The sequence below is a fragment of the Burkholderia sp. 4M9327F10 genome, from assembly GCF_005503145.1.
Taxonomy (GTDB): domain Bacteria; phylum Pseudomonadota; class Gammaproteobacteria; order Burkholderiales; family Burkholderiaceae; genus Paraburkholderia.
The window spans coordinates 1-15,874 of record NZ_SCNV01000042.1; the positions used below are offsets into that span (position 1 = coordinate 1).

At 64.3% G+C, this 15,874-nt stretch carries 15 protein-coding genes and 1 pseudogene; 12 read left to right on the plus strand and 4 right to left on the minus strand.

Features of this window, described 5'->3' with window-relative positions:
- From FFS45_RS28805 to FFS45_RS28845, 9 genes are all read left to right on the plus strand, one after another.
- Positions 1-494 (plus strand): CoA-transferase (locus FFS45_RS28805; protein WP_137958039.1); only part of this gene is annotated, 494 nt, incomplete at its 5' end.
- Positions 495-624: 130 nt separating this feature from the next.
- On the plus strand, positions 625-2,016 hold the full coding sequence (locus FFS45_RS28810; protein ID WP_249362972.1) for a lysine 2,3-aminomutase: 1,392 nt from the start codon (positions 625-627) through the stop codon (positions 2,014-2,016).
- Positions 2,013-2,885, plus strand: a complete 873-nt coding sequence (locus FFS45_RS28815) for an N-acyl homoserine lactonase family protein (protein ID WP_137958040.1) — start codon at positions 2,013-2,015, stop codon at positions 2,883-2,885. The genes FFS45_RS28810 and FFS45_RS28815 overlap by 4 nt, the downstream gene beginning before the upstream one ends.
- On the plus strand, positions 2,882-4,795 hold the full coding sequence (locus FFS45_RS28820; protein ID WP_137958041.1) for an FAD/NAD(P)-binding domain-containing protein: 1,914 nt from the start codon (positions 2,882-2,884) through the stop codon (positions 4,793-4,795). The genes FFS45_RS28815 and FFS45_RS28820 overlap by 4 nt, the downstream gene beginning before the upstream one ends.
- A 2-nt stretch (positions 4,796-4,797) precedes the next feature.
- On the plus strand, positions 4,798-5,454 hold the full coding sequence (maiA, locus tag FFS45_RS28825) for a maleylacetoacetate isomerase (RefSeq protein WP_137958042.1): 657 nt from the start codon (positions 4,798-4,800) through the stop codon (positions 5,452-5,454).
- Between the two features lie 2 nt (positions 5,455-5,456).
- On the plus strand, positions 5,457-5,975 hold the full coding sequence (locus tag FFS45_RS28830) for a cupin domain-containing protein (RefSeq protein ID WP_171029786.1): 519 nt from the start codon (positions 5,457-5,459) through the stop codon (positions 5,973-5,975).
- A 65-nt stretch (positions 5,976-6,040) separates the two neighbouring features.
- Positions 6,041-6,862 (plus strand): acetoacetate decarboxylase family protein, encoded by an 822-nt coding sequence (locus FFS45_RS28835; RefSeq protein ID WP_137958044.1) that lies wholly within the window; start codon positions 6,041-6,043, stop codon positions 6,860-6,862.
- A 105-nt stretch (positions 6,863-6,967) separates the two neighbouring features.
- Positions 6,968-7,402 carry a thioesterase family protein gene (locus tag FFS45_RS28840; RefSeq protein ID WP_137958045.1) on the plus strand — a complete coding sequence of 145 codons (435 nt, stop codon included), beginning with the start codon at positions 6,968-6,970 and terminating at the stop codon, positions 7,400-7,402.
- A gap of 66 nt (positions 7,403-7,468) precedes the next feature.
- Entirely contained in the window at positions 7,469-8,797 is a 1,329-nt protein-coding gene (locus FFS45_RS28845; RefSeq protein ID WP_137958106.1) for an MFS transporter, read from the plus strand.
- A 38-nt stretch (positions 8,798-8,835) separates the two neighbouring features.
- Here FFS45_RS28845 and FFS45_RS28850 read toward each other — a convergent pair whose 3' ends face one another.
- Both FFS45_RS28850 and FFS45_RS28855 read right to left on the minus strand, forming a co-directional pair.
- Complete coding sequence (locus FFS45_RS28850; protein WP_137958046.1) at positions 8,836-9,291, minus strand: carboxymuconolactone decarboxylase family protein; 456 nt, start codon at positions 9,289-9,291, stop codon at positions 8,836-8,838.
- 25 nt (positions 9,292-9,316) lie between these two features.
- Positions 9,317-9,457: pseudogene (locus FFS45_RS28855) on the minus strand (cupin domain-containing protein); the annotation flags it as partial.
- Between the two features lie 134 nt (positions 9,458-9,591).
- On the opposite strand from FFS45_RS28855, the gene FFS45_RS28860 reads away from it, so the two are divergent.
- Positions 9,592-11,013, plus strand: coding sequence for a PLP-dependent aminotransferase family protein (locus tag FFS45_RS28860; RefSeq protein WP_249362973.1), 1,422 nt, complete (start codon positions 9,592-9,594; stop codon positions 11,011-11,013).
- A 381-nt stretch (positions 11,014-11,394) separates the two neighbouring features.
- Entirely contained in the window at positions 11,395-12,006 is a 612-nt protein-coding gene (locus FFS45_RS28865) for a 2'-5' RNA ligase family protein (protein ID WP_137958047.1), read from the plus strand.
- A gap of 51 nt (positions 12,007-12,057) precedes the next feature.
- On the opposite strand, the gene FFS45_RS28870 is transcribed toward FFS45_RS28865, so the two are convergent.
- The gene (locus FFS45_RS28870) at positions 12,058-13,410 is read right to left on the minus strand and encodes an epoxide hydrolase family protein (RefSeq protein WP_137958048.1); all 1,353 of its coding nucleotides are present in this window, start codon (positions 13,408-13,410) and stop codon (positions 12,058-12,060) included.
- Between the two features lie 516 nt (positions 13,411-13,926).
- On the opposite strand from FFS45_RS28870, the gene FFS45_RS28875 reads away from it, so the two are divergent.
- Complete coding sequence (locus FFS45_RS28875; RefSeq protein WP_137958049.1) at positions 13,927-14,253, plus strand: DUF4148 domain-containing protein; 327 nt, start codon at positions 13,927-13,929, stop codon at positions 14,251-14,253.
- A gap of 173 nt (positions 14,254-14,426) precedes the next feature.
- Here FFS45_RS28875 and FFS45_RS28880 read toward each other — a convergent pair whose 3' ends face one another.
- Positions 14,427-15,785: an MFS transporter gene (locus FFS45_RS28880; RefSeq protein ID WP_137958050.1), complete on the minus strand. Its 1,359-nt coding sequence runs from the start codon at positions 15,783-15,785 to the stop codon at positions 14,427-14,429.
- Positions 15,786-15,874 lie beyond the last annotated feature (89 nt).

Genomic DNA, 15,874 nt, shown 5'->3' on the forward strand with positions numbered 1-15,874 from the left:
TGCTCGGCATCGGCCCGTCGCCGACCGAAGAGGAAGTGGACGCGGACCTGATCAACGCCGGCAAGCAGACGGTGACCACGCTGCCGGGCTCGTCGATCTTCTCATCGGCGGACGCGTTCGCGATGATCCGCGGCGGCCATATCAACCTGGCGATCCTCGGCGCGATGCAGGTCAGCCGCAACGGCGATCTGGCGAACTGGATGATCCCGGGCAAGATGATCAAGGGCATGGGTGGCGCGATGGATCTGGTGGCCGGCGTCAAGCGCGTGGTGGTGCTGATGGAGCACGTCGCCAAGGGCAATCAGCACAAGATTCTCGAACAATGCACGCTGCCGATCACCGGCGTCGGCGTGGTCGACCTTATCATCACCGACCTCGGTGTGATCGAGGTGAGCCCGGCCGGGCTTGTCGTGACTGAGCTGGCCGACGGCGTGAACGCCGACGAGATTCGCGAAAAGACCGGCGCGCGGCTGGATCTGCACCGCGTGAGCTGAAGAGGTGTAGAGGGGCCAGGGAAGTACCTGAGAGAGCGACTCGCGAAGAAACTTCGCAGTGCGAATCATAAAAAGTGGTAGAGCGTAGGCGTTTTTCCATACGAACCATCTAAAACTTGAGAGAGTCACCATGACTGAACCTCAGATTCCGAAGTTCAAGCCGTTGACGCGACACACGATCACCCAGGTCCCGCAATGGGCAACGTTGTCCGCTGAGCAGCAGGAAGCGGTCGACATCGTTTCGAGGGTGCTGCCGTTCCGCGTCAACGCCTATGTCCTTAACGAGCTGATTGACTGGAACAACATCCCCGACGATCCGATCTACCGGCTCACGTTTCCGCATCGTGACATGCTGCATGAGGACGAGTACGCCTCGCTGCGTGATCTGATCCGCGCAGGTGCGGCAGAGACCGAGATCGAGGCGGCGGTGACCGGCATCCGGATGCGCATGAACCCGCACCCGGCAGGCCAGTTGACCCACAACGTGCCCTACCTCGACGGGGTGCCGCTCGCCGGCCTCCAGCACAAGTACCGCGAGACAGTGCTGTTCTTCCCGAGCGCGGGCCAGTCGTGCCATGCCTACTGCACGTTCTGCTTTCGCTGGCCGCAGTTCGTCGGCATGGATGAGCTCAAGTTCGACGCGCGCACCTCTGGCGATCTGGTGGCCTACCTGCGCCGCCATCCGGAGGTCACCGACATTCTCGTGACAGGCGGCGACCCGCTAGTAATGAACGCGCGCTCGCTGGCCGAATACCTGGAGCCGCTGCTCACGCCCGAGTTCTCGCATATCCAGAACATCCGGATCGGCACCAAGTCCGTCGCATACTGGCCACACCGCTTCGTCACGGACAAGGATGCCGACGACCTGCTGCGCGTGTTCGAGAAGGTGACGGCCTCGGGCCGCAACCTCGCGCTAATGGGCCACTACAACCACCCGCGCGAGATCCAGCATCCGGTCGCCGAGAAGGCGGTGCGCCGCATCATCGGCACGGGGGCGAGCCTGCGCATCCAGGCGCCGCTGATCCGTCACATCAACGAGAATCCGGCCGACTGGGCCGATCTCTGGACCACCGGTGTGCGGCTCGGCGCAATTCCCTATTACATGTTTGTCGAGCGCGACACGGGGCCGAGCCACTATTTCAAGCTTCCGCTCGCACGCGCCTACGAGATCTTCCAGGCCGCCTACAGCCGAGTGTCGGGGCTCGCGCGCACGGTGCGCGGCCCGTCGATGAGCGCGTTCCCGGGCAAGGTTATGGTGGACGGCATTGTCGAGCTGGGTGGCGAGAAGGTGTTCGCGCTGCAGTTGCTGCAGGCACGTGATCCGTCGTGGGTGCGCCGGCCGTTCTACGCGAAGTACGACCCCGAGGCCACCTGGTTCGACGAACTGGTGCCGGCTTTCGGCGAGAAGCAGTTCTTCTTCCAGCAGGCGCTCTACGAGATGGAGCACCGGCACACGGCGCGGCACATCCCGATCCGCCCGGCGGGTGCAGTCGACGAGAACCTGCTGGAGGTGATCGAATGAATCTCGCCACGCAATCCGCGAGCCCGGTCTACGAGGTCTTCGCCCTGCGCTATGCCACGCACGATACGCGGCGCAGTGGCGAAAGCTATCTGGGCGACGATCCGCACGACGACATCGCGATGCCGCTCGATTTCTACGTCTGGGTGATTCGCGGCAGCGGCCGTGTCGTTCTTGTCGACACAGGCTTCGACGCCGCGACCGCAGCACGGCGCGGGCGGCGCTATCTGCAATCGCCGCTCGCGCTGCTCGGTGAGCTTGGCATTGCCGCGCGCGACGTGGACACGGTCATCATCAGCCACATGCACTACGACCACGCGGGCAACATCCGCGCGTTTCCCGACGCGACGCTGCGCTTGCAGGAAGCCGAGATGGCGTACTGTACCGGCCGCTGCATGTGCCACGAGGTCGTGCGCAAGCCGTTCGAGGCGCACGACGTTTGCGCCGCGATTGAAAAGCTGCATGCGGGGCGCGTCGTGTTCACCAACGGTGACGAGGCTATCGCGCCCGGCATCGACGTGCACCTGATCGGCGGCCACACCGCCGGGCTGCAGGCCGTGCGCGTGCGCACGGCGCGCGGCAACGTCGTGCTTGCGAGCGACGCGGCCCACTACTGGGACCACGTGCGCGCTGGCCGCCTGTTTCCGATTGTCCACAATGTCGCCGGGATGCTCGACGGGCACCAAACACTCAGGCGGCTCGCCGACGGGCCCGACCATGTGATTCCGGGCCACGATCCGCTGGTGCGCGAGCGCTTTGCGCACTGGAACGGCCATCCCGACATCGTCGCGCTGCACATGCCGCCGCTGGCCGGGGCCGAAGTCGAGGTCGAGCAGGGCGAGGCGGTGCTCGAGACGGGAGACGCCCAATGAACCCGATCATTCCAATCGCCATCGTCGGTATGGGCCCGCGAGGCGTGACCGTGCTCGAACGCCTGCTCGAATACGCGGAGCGCATCCCGGCCCACGTCACGCTCGACATCACCGTCTTCGATACGAATGCGTGCGGGGAGGGCGTGCATCGCGCGACCCAGCCCGATCACCTGCTGATCAACACCGTTGCCGCGCAGGTGACGATGTTTGCGCCGCAGAGCCGGCTTGGCCGCGACGGCTCGCCGTCGCTGGTCGAGTGGGCGCAGCTCGACGGCTACCGCGTCGTGGACGGCGCGTTCCGCCGTGTGTCAAATGGCGAGGGCCGCGCGATCAACGACGCCGACCACCTGCCGCGCAGCCTGCTCGGCGAATATCTGGGCTGGATCCATGCGCGCATCGTCGCTGCGCTGCCGCCCAATGTGACGCTCACGCACCGGCGCGCGACGGTGGTCGACATGGTCCCGCTGCCGGGCGGCTACGAGGTGATCCAGCAGGACGGAGCCTCGCAGACCGCCCAGTTCGTGTTCCTGACGACGGGGCACGGCCAGCGCCGGCCCACCGGCGCCGACGAGCGTTTCGCGCAGTTTGCGAAGCGGCACTTCTTCAACAATCCCGACCTTGCCTACCTGGCGACGCCGTATCCGATCGAGACGCTCGATGACGTCTCGGCCCGCGCGATCGTCGCGATTCAGGGTTTTGGGTTGACCGCGCACGACGTGATCTCGGCGCTCACGCTCGGGCGCGGCGGCCGTTACGTCGAACACGGTGGCGAGCTGATCTATGAGAAGTCGGGACTCGAGCCGCAGATGCTGCTGGTGTCGCGCCAGTGCCTGCCGTTCGCGGCGCGCGGCATCAACCAGAAGGGGCTGACCGGCCGCCACGAAGCGCGCTTCTTTACGCCGGCGGCGGTCGCGAAGCTGCACGAGGCCGCGTTCGAGGCGACCGGTGACCCGCGCATCGATTTCCGCGTGCAGGTGCTGCCGCTCGTGATCAAGGAGATGGCATACGCGTATCGCGTCGCCGTGCGGCGCGGCGGCGTCGATGCCGATACGTTCGAGCCGGCGCCCGACGAACTGCAGGCGGTGCACGAGATCCTCTGGCCGCTTGGCGATCGCGAGTTCCAGTCGTTCCAGGACTTCCACGCGTTCTTCCACCGCCTGTTCCGCGAGGATCTCGAGGAGGCCCTGCGTGGCAATCTCGTGAGCCCCGTAAAGGCCGCCACCGACGTACTGCGCGACACGCGCGAGGCGCTGCGCACAGCCGTCGAATACGGCGGGCTCACGCCGGCGTCGCATCGCTACTTTATCGAGGACTTCAATGCGATCACCAACCGCGTGTCGTTTGGGCCCCCGCTGCGTCGCAACCGCGAATTGCTCGCGCTACATGCGGCCGGCCTGATCGATGTGGCGGGCGGCCCCGGCGCTCAGGTGATCGACGACGATGCGAACGCGCGTTTCCGGATCGAGGCGCGCTACGGCGAACGCGTCGAGCGCTGGTACGCCGACGTGCTGGTGTCGGCGCGGCTTGACAGCTACAGCCCGCTGACCGACGCGTCGCCGCTGTCAGCCGCGCTGCTCGAGCGGGGTATCGCCCGGCCCTTCATGAACGGCGATTACCACCCGGGCGGTCTCGACATCGATGCTGGCCTGCATCCGCTCGGACCCGACGGCGAGAGCCGCACGCGGCTCTGGGCAATCGGCTTCCCGGTCGAGGGCGCGCACTTCTACACGCATGCGCTGCCGCGCCCCGGCATCGCTTCTCGTCAGACGCGCGACGCCGACTGCTGCGTGCAGGAACTGCTCGACGTGATCGTGGCGCAGAGCGCACTGGCGCTGCCTGGCCACGCACGCAGCGCGGCGCGTACGCCAACCTGCGGCGATGCCGCGCTCGCAACGGCCGAGGAGGACTGAACATGGTGACGCTGCACGATTTCCACCGGTCCTCGGCCTCGTTCCGGGTCCGCATCGCGCTGAACCTGAAACGCCTGCGCTACGACCAGGTGGTCCACGATCTCGACACGGGCGCGCACCGGGCCAGCGCGTACCTGGCGGTCAATCCGCAGGGCCTGCTGCCCGCGCTGGTCACGGGGACGCAGGTGCTGACCCAGTCGTTGGCGATCCTCGAGTTTCTCGAGACGGCCTATCCCGACCCACCGCTGCTGCCGGCCACGCCGCTCGAACAGGCGCGCGTGCGCGCACTGTTCCAGGTGGTCGCAGCCGACACTCATCCGCTGACGACGATGCGCGCCGGCCACTACCTGAAGGCCATGCTCGGCGCCGACGACGCGGCCGTCAAGCGCTGGAAGCAGCACTGGATGATCGACGGCCTTGCCGCGCTCGAAACGTTGCTCGCCGCCGATCCCGCGACGGGGCGCTATTGCCACGGCACGCACGTGTCGTTCGCCGATATCGCGCTGGTGCCACAGGTGGTATCCGCGCAGAAGCTCGGCATCGTCATCGAAGAATTCCCGGCTATCGCGCGCATCGTGGAGCACTGCATGCAACTCCAGGCGTTCCAGGATGCGCATCCGGACGCCTGCTCACCTCAACCCACGCTGATCAAGGAATGACTATGCAGCCTATTGAAGGAGACATCCTCCGGTTCTCCGAATATCTCGAACTGACCGCCAAGCCGATCCCCGACCCGGTGCTCTGGCGATGGCAGTCGATCGAATCCGGAGCGGGTGCTCGCCCCCACAACCCGCAGGGCACGCTGGCGCTCTCCGGCGGCGACGTGAGCGAGCACGGCACCGTGGCGCCGGATCTTTCTCTCGTGATCCAGGTATTGAAGCCGGGCGAGACCACCGAGCGCCATCGACATTCTTTCTGGCACCTCTATATCGCGCGCTCGGGTTCGGGCGAGATCGCGTTCGGCGAGGATGGCGTGACCGAGCACATCGACTCCGGTGACACCGTGTTCGTGCCCGCGTGGTGCTATCACGCGATCGGCAATCGTTCGGGTACCGAACCGTTCGTGCTGTACCGGCTCCAGAACCTGCCGCAGAACGCGAGTAACGGCAACCTGATGCGCGAGATCGGCGGCAAGCTGCAGGTCATCTATGCGGATGCGGGCCTGGCCACGCATCGCTGATTCATTGGGCGGACCACAGCATTGCCGCTGCGGCCCGCTGCTATCTGTCGAAACGGAGGGATGAATTGAGCTATACCTTCGAGAAAGGGCGCATTTACCGGATGCCGACGCATTTTGGCCCCGCGCCTGGGCCGCGGCAACTGCCGGATGGACTGGCGGCCGACCCTGATCGTAAGCCGCAACGGATGACCGTTTCGGCTTCGTTCCTGACTGACGCGGCGAGCCTCGAGCGGCACCTGCCCGAGCATTTCGCCCTGGTGGACGAACCCGTCGTGACGGTCGAGTTCCACTACCTGACCGGGATCGACTGGCTTGCCGGGCGCGGCTACACGATGGTCCATGTGAGCTGGCCGGCCGTGTTCACCGGCCTGAGCGACCGCGCCAGCGGCAAGTTCCTGGCAGTCGTCTGGGAGAACCTCGCTGATCCGATCATCACCGGGCGTGACGAGATCGGCCATCCGAAGCTGTTCGCCGAGGTGCCCGCGCCGCGCAGCTTTGCCGGAAGGCAGCTGTGCGAGGCGGCCTGGATGGGCTTCCGCTTTGTCGAACTGGCCGTGGGCGAGCTGCGAGAGGTGCCGGCGCACGGCGCGCCGAACGGCTCCGACGGCACGCTGATGCTGAAGTACAAGCCGCGCACGGGCGATTGGGGCGAGGCCGATCTCTGCGAGGTCACGCTGACGCCGAGCCACGATCCGCACGTGACGATAGAGCGGCGCTTCACCGGCGACGCGCAGCTGCGTTTTCACCGCGCGAGCTGGTCCGACCTGCCGACCATGGCGCATATCGTCAACGCGCTTGCCGACCTGCCGGTGCTGGAGATGCGCGGCGGCGCAGTGATCCATGCGCACGGCGGCAAGTCCTATCTCGACCAGCGCATGCTGCGTTGAGCCGGCAGCGCTCTCAAAGCGACCCGCACCGCGATTCGCGATCGTTCGTTTTCATGTCCCGCCGGATGCGACGCGTCCGGCACCAACCGAGAAAGAGGTAATGAAATGCCCCGAGCCTTCACGCAGCAATTCGGTGTCTCCTATCGCGACCAGGACCCCGCTGGTCACGTCAGCGCGACCATGTACTACGTGTACATGCTGAACGCCTACATGGCCTATGCGCATGAACTGCTGGACGTGCCGCTCACCGACGGCATCCCGCAGATCATGCTGAAGACCGCCTGCGAATACGTGCATCCGGCCAAGTGGGGCGACACGCTCGAAGTGAGCGCGCTGATTACGCGCCTGGGCACCAAGAGCTTCGACATCGCTTACCGGATCACGATCGCGGGCCATCCCGAGCAGGTGATCGCAACGGGCAGTTCAACGCACGTGGCGTACGACTATACGAGCGAGCGGACCGTGCCGCTGTCGCTCGCGTTTCGCGAACGCGTGCGCGCCTATCAGGAAGAGGCACGCGAAGCCGAGCCGGTCGCATAACGAGCGACCCCGTCCGCGCGGTCCGGCGCGCCGGACCGCTTCATGACCCGATCAAGGGGAATCGGCATGTCCACTGTCGGCTCGGCCCCGGACGGCGAAACTGCGTCGCGCCTGTATCGACACATCGATCGCCGCTTGCTGCCCTTTCTGCTCGTGTGTTACCTGTTTGCCTGTCTCGACCGGCTCAACGTCGGCCTCGCGAAACTGCAGATGCAGGTCGATCTGGGCTTCTCGGACCTGCAGTACGGCATCGGCGCCGGGATCTTCTTCATCGGCTACGCGCTCTGCGAGGTGCCCTCGAACCTGCTGCTCGCGCGCACTGGCGCTCGCAAGGCGATCAGCCGGATTCTCGTACTCTGGGGGCTGACCTCGGCAGCGATGGCGCTCACGCGCGACGTTGGCACCTTTTACGCGCTGCGTTTCCTGCTCGGTGTGTTCGAGGCGGGCTTCACGCCCGGCATCCTGTTCTACCTGACCTACTGGTATCCGGAGTCGCGGATGGCCAACGCGATTTCCGCTGTGATGATCGGCGGGCCGCTCGCCGGGGTGGTGGCCGCCCCGGTCTCGCTGTGGGTCATGACGAGCTTCGCCGGTATCGGCGGGCTCGCGGGCTGGCAGTGGATGTTCCTGATCGAGGGGTTGCCCTGCGTCGTGCTCGGCCTCGCGGCGCGTGCGCTGCTGGTCGACCGGCCGGCCCAGGCGCACTGGCTGACGCCTGGAGAGCAGCGGCGTCTCGCGGCCGAGGTGCCGCCGCCGCAGGCCACGCTGCACGGCTTCGGGCGCGTTGCGGCCGACCCGCGCATCTACCTGATGGCGGCCGCTTACTTCTGCATCATCTGCGGCATCTACCTGATCAACTTCTGGCTGCCCGAGCTGCTGAAATCGCATGGCGTCACCGATCCGGCCCGGCTCGGCGCGTACTCCGCAATTCCGTTTGTCGTCGCGACGCTCGGCATGTTCGTGGCCGGCCGGCGCTCGGACCGCCGCAACGAGCGGCGCTGGCACAGTGCGGTGCCGGCCTTCGTCAGCGCGCTGTCGCTTGCGCTGACGGCGTCGAGCGCGTCCGGGCTCGGCGCCGTGCTGCTGTCGATCTCGGTGGCGACCGCGTCGATGTGGATGGCCTATACGGTGTTCTGGGCGATTCCGCCCGCCTATCTGAAGGGCACGGCGGCCGCGGGCGGCATCGCGTTGATCAACACGATCGGCGTGCTGGGCGGCTTCCTGAGCCCGATCGCGATCGGCTGGCTACGCACTATGAGCGGCGACTTCCGCGCGGGCCTCTGGATGATGGTTGGCGTGATGGCGACCGGGGCCGTGCTGCTCGCCGCGATCCGCAAGCCCTCGGTGGGGCGCGAGCCGCATGTGATCGTGGCGGTGGAGGTGGTTGAGCCGTGAGGGTGTCGTGGGCGGCCGGGCTTTCGGCCGCGACCAACCTAAATCTCCTGCACCGCCTGCGGTGTATTGCGGAAGCTGATCGCCATCCGGTTGTAGGTATTCATCAGGCCGATGGCAATCGTCAGGTCCACGAGTTCCCGTTCGTCGAACTCGGCGCGGACTGCTTCGTATGCTGCATCGGGCACGCCAGTCTGAGCGACGAGCGTGACCGATTCGGCCCACGCAAGTGCGGCGCGCTCGCGCGCGTCAAACAGATTGCCGGCTTCGGGCCATGCCTGTAGCAGCGCAAGTTTTTCAATCTTCATGCCTTTCTTGAGCAGATCGCGCGTATGCATGTCGAGACAGTATGCGCAGTTGTTGATCTGCGAGACACGCAGGTACACCAGCTCGACGAGAGCCGCAGGCAGGCTGCTCTGCGTCACGTAACCGTAGACTCCACCGAGAGCCTTGACGCCCGTGGGCGCGATCTGGTTGTAGTCAAGACGCTTGCTCATATGTGTGCTCCTTCTGGTTTCAGGTTTACTTGACGGGCGTCGTCAACATCGTGTCGCCGGTATCGACGACGAACACCGCAAGCAGCTTGGCGGGTTTTGTCCGGCTGGCGTTGCGGCTCACGTGGTGAAAGGAATCCGGATCCTCGAAAAAGCTTTCGCCGGCGTGGCGAGGGAAAGGGCCATGGCTGCACAGGTGATACCGAGGATGGATCGAATAGACATCGTGTGAGCTCTCCTTGAGATGTCTGTATTGTGGTTGCTCCGTAGATCAGCGGAAAGAACCAGAAACGAACATTTTTTATGTACCATGGCAGGATGAACAATCCGCTCGAAATCCAACTCGACCGGTCTGCGAAGACGCCGTTGGCCGAACAGATTCGCCGTGCAATTGGCACGGCAATTGAGAGTGGGGTGCTCACGCCGGGGGCCCGCCTGCCGTCATGGCTGGATCTCGCCTCTCAGCTCGGAGTGGCCCGCGGCACCGTACGTCTCGCGTACGAGCGCCTTTCCGACGCGCAGCTTATCGTGGCCGCCCGGGCGAGCGGCACGCGCGTTGCCGAACGACCGCCAGCGGCCGTCCAGGTGGACGAGGAACCCGACCCCGGCTCCTTCATGGAAACGTATCGGGAACTGACCGCCGGCCCGGCGACATTCCAGATGGGTGTCCCCGCTCAGGAAACGCTTCCTGCCAGGCTCTTCACAAAGGTACGCGCATTTGCGCTACGCGCGGAGTCGAGCGCGTCGATTGTCTATCCCGATCCTCGAGGCGAAGCGGAGCTGCGTAGGGAAATCGCCGCATATCTGGCGATCGCGCGGGGCATCACATGCTCCCCCGCACAGATCATTATCACGAGCGGGTTCAGTGGTGGCCTCGGCCTGGCGCTTCGCGTACTGGGTCTGGATGGGCAAAAGGCCTGGGTGGAGAATCCGGGCTTTCCGTTTGCCCGGCATGGTCTGTCGCTTGCTAGCCTGTCGCTGGCGCCGATTCCGGTTGACGTCGAGGGAATGGACGTCGAGTACGGCATACGACATGAACCTGACGCAGCGCTAGTGGTTGCGACCCCCGGTCAGCAGGCGCCGCTTGGCCCGACGCTGTCGCTCACGAGGCGCCTGCGGTTGCTCGACTGGGCAGCAAAGCAGGGCGTATGGATTATCGAGGACGACTATCTGAGCGATCTGCAACTGACGTCCCGCGCCGCGCCGGCACTCTGCTCTCTCGATCGTGCCCATCGCGTGGTTTATATCGGTTCGTTTAGCAAAACGATCAGTCCCGCTCTGAGGCTGGGATTCGTCGTTGCCCCCATGCCGCTTGTGTCGAGGTTCGCTGAAGTCGCAGCGTGCCTTGCCCCTGCACCATGGCCTTCCGTGCAACTCGCAACGGCACAGTTCATGCGGGACGGCCACTACTTGCGCCATCTCCGACGCTTGAAGCGTCTCTATACCGCGCAACGCGATGCGTTGCTTCAATGCCTGGAGCGACGCGCTTTCGAGACGACGACAGCCGGTTTGGCCGTGCTTTTAAGACTGCCCGATGGTGCGCCAGATGTATCCATCGCGAGGGAGATGCTGGCGTTCGGCTTGGGGCCCGCTGCGCTGTCGCCGTGGTATGCGGCGCCGGCCTCCGCCAGGTCGGGCCTTCTGCTGGGGATCGCGACTGCACCCGAAAGGAGTCTCGTTCGATCCTGTGACCGGCTGCAACAGGTGATACGACGCTTCACGTGACGAGTCCCCTTATCGCCTCCCGGACACATATTTGGGCTTTTACGCCTCTACCCGGACCGTGTTGGAATGGGCTCGGCGGCGCTGATACTTTCTCCGGAACGCTTCATTTACGCGTAGCGGGCATTGACGCCGCACAACAATTCCATGTTGCCACCAATACTGTATGGATGTACAGTATTGGTGGCAACCTCGCAAATCTGCAAAAACGAAGCTGACAGGGCGCGAACGGAGCAGCGATCTGGCGCGTGCCGCCTGACGGGCTACCCGCTGCCGGCCGCACGGAACAGCGCAATTGGCACGATTTTCAGGCACCTGGGCAAACCGGGTGCACCATTGAACGGAGATTCATCGACATGTCTGCTTCATCGTTCCGGATGCGCCATGGCTGACCAGCTCTGGTTGCCAGGGCTGGAGGCGCCGCCGGTCCCGACAGACGGCCTGTTCTTCGCCGTCTTGCCCGACGCCAATACGGCGGGCGGCATCGCGAAGTTCGCGCGCCAGATTTGCGGCGAGACCCGCTCGAAGAGCAAACCGCTCGCTGCCAACCGCCTGCACGTCACGCTGCAGCATCTTGGGAATTTCGCCGGCGGTTTGCCGCAAGGGCAAGTCGATGCGGCGATCAAAGCCGCCGAGTCGATCAGAATGGCGCCGTTCAGCGTCGAGTTCGACCATGTCCTGAGTTTTGCATTGAAACCTCGGCCCGGACCTCTGGTGCTGGGAGGCGGTGAAGGCGTGGTCGGCCTCCATACGCTCCACGAGGCGCTCGTGCGGGCACTGCAAGACGCAGGATTCGGTGATCCCGCCGCTTTGCCAAATGCCGTGCATTTCACACCCCACGTTACGCTCGCTTACGGCATGCCCTGGATCTCGGCACGTCCCGTTGACGCAGCCTGCTGGAACGTGCGCGAGCTTGTTCTGATGCACAGCCTGCTTGGGCGTACCCGGCATGTTGCGCTGGCGCGTTGGCCACTGGCGGCGAGACCCGGGTGCTGACCTGCTTCCCAGGTGCTGGAAGTCTCGACCGCCGGAACCTCCTGATACCGGTTACGTGCGTAACGGCCGCAAACCCGCCCGGACCTCTTCGGCAAATATTTGCGGCTGTTCCCATGCCGCAAAGTGCCCGCCTTTCTCCGGCTTGTTGTAGTAAATGAGGTTGTGATACGCCCGTTCCGACCAGCTACGCGGCGCCTGATAATTTTCGCCAGGAAACGCACTCACGGCGGCCGGGACGGAGACGTCGGCGGCGGCGTAAAAGTTGAAGTGCGACTCCCAATAGATGCGGGCGGCGGACACGCCGGTGTTCGTCAGCCAGTAGAGCGTGATGTCGTCGAGAACATCGTCTCGTGTCAGCTCGCCCGCGGAGAATCCGTTGACCGTACGTCCGTAGATAGCTGAGGTCATCGCCGCCGCCGGCTGGCCGTTACCGTCCGGGTGATCGATTAGCCAGCTTGCCAGCGCAATCGGCGAGTCTGACAGGCCGTAGAGCGTCTGCGGGCGCGTGCCCTGTTCCAATGCGTAGGCGCGCCGCTTCGACAGGCCCTGCAGTTGCTCGTATGCGTGCCTTTCGTCGCCCGTGAGATTGGCCGGAGGCGGACTATTGTCTTGCAGTGCCTTGACGATCTCGGGGGGAATCGTGGCAGGGAGGTTGACGTGAATGCCGAGCAATTCCGGCGGCGCCTGTTTGGCCATCACATTCGAAACGATTGCGCCCAGATCACCGCCCTGGGATGCAAATTTCTCGTACCCAAGGCGTTTCATCAACTGCACCCACGCACGCGCGGTGCGCTCCGGACCCCAGCCGGTCGTGGTGGGTTTGCCGGAAAATCCGTAGCCGGGCAGGGACGGAATAACCAGATGAAAGGCGTCCGACGCGCTTGCGCCATAGGCCGTGGGATTGGTCAACGGATCGATAATCTTGAACTGCTCGATGATCGAACCGGGCCACCCGTGCGTGACGATCAGCGGCATGGCGTTTTCATGTTTCGAACGAACGTGGATGAAGTGAATATCCAGCCCGTCGATCTCGGTGAGGAAGTTCGGCAACGAGTTCAGTTTCGCTTCGCACTTGCGCCAGTCGTAATCGGTGGACCAATGACGCGCGAGTTCCTGAATCAGTGCGAGCGGCACGCCTTGCGTGTCATCCGTGACCGTTTCGCGCTCGGGCCACCTTGTTGCCTTGACGCGCCGGCGTAAGTCGATGAGTTGCGATTCAGGCACGTGCACGCGAAGCGGACGAATGGCGGTCTTGTCGCCGCCTGCCGCAGGGGCCGCTTCGGTAATTGCCTGGTTCGTGTCTGCGAAAGCGAGCTGACTCAACGAGCCTGCGGCAACGGCAGCCGCCGCGACGCCAATGAACCGGCGGCGCGACGGAACCTGGGGAGTGGTGCTGTCTGACATAAGATCTCCTGGTTAGCGATAGAGCTAGGTTTCCATTCAATGGCCAAGTGATTTCACGAACCATTGACGGCAGTTTTCAATGCGAGGTGCGTTTGGCGCGACAAACTGGTGATGAAGCAACCGCTCAGGCGCGGCCCCAATGCACGATGGACGTATTGAAGCGCCTCGGTGTATCTGGTTTGTGTCTGAACAAGCCAGTTTGTGTAAGCGCGGGTATCAACCTGTCAGGCAGATACATAGCGATACAAAGAGGGCAGAGCGGTCAGACGTAAACCAGGTGCCAGGCGCGAACCAGGGTGAGATTTGTGTCGCAATGTATCTGGCGGCTGAGTGATACATAGCATTGCAAAAGACCGGCTTCTCAGACACAAACCAGATACCTCCGCGGGTTCCAATGCATCAACGCTGGAAATCGAACTGCAGGCCACCACGCAGATCCCAATCGGACTGCGTTTCGTGGCCCCGATATCCGGACGTCTTTCTGGTTGCATTGAACTCACTCTGGAGGTACTCATCATGAAATCGCTCGTTCAAGCCGTTGTTGTCGCCGCCGCGCTCGTTGCTCCGCTCGCTTCTTTCGCCCAATCGAACCAGCCGCTGACCCGCGCCCAGGTTCGCGCCGAACTGGTTCAACTCGAGAAGGCCGGCTACAGCCCCGGCGCCAGCGCCGACGCCTATTACCCGCGTGATATTCAGGCTGCTGAAGCCCGGGTGGCTGCGCAAAATGACGCTGCACACGACGTGGGCGGCACGCCTGGTGGTTCGTCGGTGTCCGGTGCACCTGCAGTAGCGGCGCACGCCGAAACGATTGTCGGTTTGAAGCCGGTGTACTTCGGCCAATAACACCTTGGGAACGTGCCGGTGGATCGCTCCCGCGGCCGCGCCGCGGGTCGCGGAACTCAGGCTGAGTGTGCCGCAAGCCGCTGCCGGCAACGCCGCTTCACGCGCAAGCTGATTGCTCGGTGCCTGAACAGGACGCCGCGATCGGCCCCGGCGAGGCCATGATCACAGCTCAGTCATTCCGGCATGCCATGGCCGCGCGTTTCCGGAAGGAACCAGGGAATGACGATACCCAGTAGGTAGCACGAGCTCATGATGAGCGCGGCATGCGAAACGCCGCCGAATGCCTTGATCATCGAACCGGAAATGATCGGGAAGACCCACGCTATCAGGCGTGCGGCGTTGAAGACGAAGCTGATCGCGGTCGAGCGCACCGTCGAAGTGAACAGCTCGCAGGGATAGATCGCCATCCATGCGTAGCCGCATCCCAGCGTGAAAAAACCGTTGATCGGCGCGATGACGACCATGCCACCCAGCGTCGCGGTGTACTGGTAGGTGATGATCGTCGTGATCAGTGCGCCGGCAAACGTCGCGCTCAGGAATGCGCGCCTGCCGATGGAGTCGACGATAAAGCCCGATGCCAGATAAGCGACAATCGCCCCCGCTGTATAGAGGATCGAAATGCGTGAACCCCACGCGACGGCGTCGATCACGCCGGTCGTTTTTGCAAGCGCAACGGTAAAGGTCGGCAGCCAGCTCGAGATCGCCCACCAGCCGGTGGTCGCGACGATCGACAGCACGGTCGTCAGCAGCGTGCGGCGAAGCGCCTCGCGTTCCGTGAACAGTTGCTTGAGCGTGAAGGGGCGGCTGTCCCGCTTGCCAGGTCGCGAGGCGCGCTGGACGGCGGCGTCGGAAGTGGCGTTCCAGCGCTGTTGCTTGACGGCTTCTTTCCACTTCTCCGATTCGTTCAGCCCGCGGCGCAGATAGAGCACGAAGAATGCGGGCAGCGCGCCCGCCACGAACATCAGGCGCCACGTTTCGCCACCCAGCGGCTGCACGGAAACCAGCCCGTACCATACGACGGCGGCGAGCAGCGTGCCCCAGCCGAAACCGGACTGCAGGAAGCCGGCGCCTTTCGCGCGAGCGTGCTCCGGCCAGGTCTCCGAAACCAGCGCGACCCCTGTACTCCATTCGCTGCCCATTGCAAGTCCGGTGAGAAACCGCAACAGGCACAGCATGGTAAATGTGCTGGAAAAGGCGGTCAGCCCCGAGAACAGCGCGTAGAGGAAGACCGACCACAGCATCATGCGTTTGCGCCCGACGTAGTCGGCGAGAATGCCGCCGATCATGCCGCCCGCGCCCCAGCCGAGCAAGGTGATGCCGATCACGCCGCCGGCGTAGATGGGCGTCGAGAGCGCCTCGCCCGGCGTCAGCAGCGACTTGAGCATCGGCGAGAGGACGACTACGAGTGCGAGCGCCTCGAAGCCGTCGAAGATCCAGCCGAGGAAGGCGCCTCGCAGCACGCGCCAGTGCGCGCTCGTGAGGCCGTCGTACCAGTGCATTTTCCGCGGCTGCGCGATATGGGTATCTTGCATGATGCCGTCTCCTGAAGGATGTCGTCGGTGTCCTCGCCGAGCTTCGGCGCAGGCGAGCGTATCGCCAATCGGGATGTTCCATGATTTCT

Coding starts and splice junctions, on each gene's coding strand:
- FFS45_RS28840 (WP_137958045.1), top strand. CDS start 6,968: ATGCCCCGAGCCTTCACGCAGCAATTCGGTGTCTCCTATCGCGACCAG.
- FFS45_RS28875 (WP_137958049.1), top strand. CDS start 13,927: ATGAAATCGCTCGTTCAAGCCGTTGTTGTCGCCGCCGCGCTCGTTGCT.
- FFS45_RS28815 (WP_137958040.1), top strand. CDS start 2,013: ATGAATCTCGCCACGCAATCCGCGAGCCCGGTCTACGAGGTCTTCGCC.
- FFS45_RS28810 (WP_249362972.1), top strand. CDS start 625: ATGACTGAACCTCAGATTCCGAAGTTCAAGCCGTTGACGCGACACACG.
- FFS45_RS28820 (WP_137958041.1), top strand. CDS start 2,882: ATGAACCCGATCATTCCAATCGCCATCGTCGGTATGGGCCCGCGAGGC.
- FFS45_RS28870 (WP_137958048.1), bottom strand. CDS start 13,410: ATGTCAGACAGCACCACTCCCCAGGTTCCGTCGCGCCGCCGGTTCATT.
- FFS45_RS28845 (WP_137958106.1), top strand. CDS start 7,469: ATGTCCACTGTCGGCTCGGCCCCGGACGGCGAAACTGCGTCGCGCCTG.
- FFS45_RS28865 (WP_137958047.1), top strand. CDS start 11,395: ATGGCTGACCAGCTCTGGTTGCCAGGGCTGGAGGCGCCGCCGGTCCCG.
- FFS45_RS28860 (WP_249362973.1), top strand. CDS start 9,592: ATGTACCATGGCAGGATGAACAATCCGCTCGAAATCCAACTCGACCGG.
- maiA (WP_137958042.1), top strand. CDS start 4,798: ATGGTGACGCTGCACGATTTCCACCGGTCCTCGGCCTCGTTCCGGGTC.
- FFS45_RS28850 (WP_137958046.1), bottom strand. CDS start 9,291: ATGAGCAAGCGTCTTGACTACAACCAGATCGCGCCCACGGGCGTCAAG.
- FFS45_RS28880 (WP_137958050.1), bottom strand. CDS start 15,785: ATGCAAGATACCCATATCGCGCAGCCGCGGAAAATGCACTGGTACGAC.
- FFS45_RS28830 (WP_171029786.1), top strand. CDS start 5,457: ATGCAGCCTATTGAAGGAGACATCCTCCGGTTCTCCGAATATCTCGAA.